Genomic DNA, 2471 nt, shown 5'->3' with positions numbered 1-2471 from the left:
CATGAACGAGAACCACCCGGTTTCTTCGAGGGGGCAGGGCCAAGTGTCAAACGAAGAGAAGCTCGTCGAATACCTCAAGCGCGTCATGGCCGATCTGCGCCAGACGCAGCGGCGTCTCCGCGATGTCGAGGAGAAGTCCCGGGAGCCGATCGCGATCGTGGCGATGAGCTGCCGCTTCCCCGGCGGTGTGCGGTCTCCGGAGGAGCTGTGGGGGCTGCTCGCCCGTGGCGAGGACGCCGTGAGCGCGTTCCCGGAGGACCGTGGCTGGGATCTGGAGGAGCTGTACGACCCGGACCCCGATCGCTCCGGCACCTCGTACGTCAAGGAGGGCGCGTTCCTCTCCGAAGCGGGCGCCTTCGATCCCGCCTTCTTCGGGATCTCGCCGCGTGAGGCGCTGGCGATGGACCCGCAGCAGCGCCTGCTGCTGGAGACGTCGTGGGAGGCCATGGAGCGGGCCGGTGTCACTCCGGCGTCGTTGCGCGGCAGCAAGGCCGGTGTCTTCGTGGGCACCAACGGTCAGGACTACACCGTCGCGCTGCGGCAGGCCCCGAAGGGCGTCGAGGGATTCCTGGCCACCAGCGGCGCGGCCAGTGTGATGTCGGGTCGGCTCTCGTACACCTTCGGCTTCGAGGGACCCGCGGTGACGGTGGACACCGCCTGCTCATCGTCGCTGGTGGCACTGCATCTCGCGGTGCAGTCCCTGCGGCAGGGGGAGTGCCCGCTGGCCCTCGCCGGAGGCGTGACCGTGATGTCCACGCCCGGCCTCTTCGTGGAGTTCAGCCGTCAGCGGGGTCTCGCCCCGGACGGCCGGTGCAAGGCGTTCGCGGCGGCCGCGGATGGCACGGGCTGGGGCGAGGGTGTGGGCATGCTGCTGCTGGAGCGGCTGTCGGACGCGCGGCGCAACGGCCACCCGGTACTGGCGGTGGTACGCGGCTCCGCCGTCAACCAGGACGGCAGCAGCAGCGGCCTGACCGTGCCCAATGGCATTTCCCAGCAACGCGTTATCCTCCAGGCCCTGGCCAACGCGCGGCTGTCGGCCGCCGAGGTGGACGCGGTCGAGGCGCATGGCACGGGTACCACGCTGGGCGATCCGATCGAGGCGCAGGCGCTGCTGGCCACCTATGGGCAGGACCGTGCGGACGGTCGGCCACTGCTGCTGGGGTCGGTGAAGTCCAACCTCGGCCATACGCAGGCGGCGGCGGGTGTGGCCGGTGTGATGAAGATGGTCCTGGCCATGCAACACGGTGCGCTGCCGAAGACGCTGCACGTCGATGAGCCGACACCGCATGTGGACTGGTCGGCCGGCGCGGTCGAGCTGCTGGCCGAGCAGGCCGCATGGCCGGAGAGCGGCGAACCGCGCCGGGCCGGTGTCTCGGCCTTCGGCGTCAGCGGTACCAACGCCCATGTGGTACTGGAACAGGCACCGGTCGGCGATGACGATGACGCGGCGGACGAGGGGGTGAGCGGGGGCGACTCTACGGTGGTCCCGTGGGTGCTGACGGCCCGCTCCGAGGCGGCGTTGCGGGCGCAGGCGGGTCGGCTGGCGTCGTACGTGGGGGAGCGGGCGGAGCTGTCGGCCGGGGATGTGGGGTGGTCGCTGGCGACGACGCGTACGGTCTTCGAGCATCGTGCGGTGGTGCTGGCGGGGGACCGGGGCGGTTTGGTCGGTGGGGTGGCGGCGCTGGCGGCGGGCCAGGACGTCTCTGGGTTGGTGCGGGGTGTGGTTGCGGGTGGTGATGGTCGTGCGGTGTTGGTGTTTCCGGGGCAGGGGTCGCAGTGGGTGGGTATGGCGGCGGGGTTGCTGGAGTCTTCGCCGGTGTTTGCGGAGCGGTTGGGTGAGTGTGCGGCGGCGTTGGGGCCGTTTGTGGACTGGTCGCTGGGCGATGTGCTGGGTGATGCGGCGGCGTTGGGGCGGGTTGATGTGGTGCAGCCGGTGTTGTGGGCGGTGATGGTGTCGTTGGCGGAGTTGTGGCGGTCGTTTGGTGTGGTGCCTGCGGCGGTGGTGGGTCATTCGCAGGGTGAGATCGCGGCGGCGTGTGTGGCGGGTGGGTTGTCGTTGGAGGATGCGGCGCGTGTGGTGGCGTTGCGGAGCAGGGCGTTGCGGGCGTTGTCGGGTCGTGGCGGGATGGTGTCGGTGTCGTTGCCGGTGGACTCGGTGCGGGAGCGGCTTGGGGCGTGGGGTGAGCGGTTGTCGGTGGCGGCGGTGAATGGCCCGTCGGCGGTTGTGGTGTCCGGTGACGCGGATGCGTTGGATGAGCTGCTGGCGGCGTGTGAGGTGGAGGGGATTCGGGCGCGGCGTGTGCCGGTGGATTACGCCTCGCACTGTGCTCATGTGGAGGCCATCGAGGGTGAGCTTCGGCAGGCCCTCGAGGGGATCGCTCCGCGCTCGTCGTCGGTGCCGTTCTATTCGACGGTGACTGGTGGGGTGCTGGATACGGCGGGGCTGGATGCGGGGTACTGGTATCGGAATT

General features: G+C 70.1%; 1 protein-coding gene. It reads left to right on the top strand.

The window, feature by feature from the left end; genetic code table 11:
• Positions 1 to 43: 43 nt before the first annotated feature.
• On the top strand, positions 44 to 2471 hold a 2428-nt coding region (locus JK364_RS34705; RefSeq protein ID WP_307841463.1), incomplete at its 3' end, for a type I polyketide synthase.

The sequence above is a fragment of the Streptomyces endocoffeicus genome (assembly GCF_016741935.1).
In the GTDB taxonomy this organism is placed as follows: Bacteria; Actinomycetota; Actinomycetes; order Streptomycetales; family Streptomycetaceae; genus Streptomyces; species Streptomyces endocoffeicus.
This window is presented reverse-complemented; position numbering and strand designations above follow the sequence as displayed.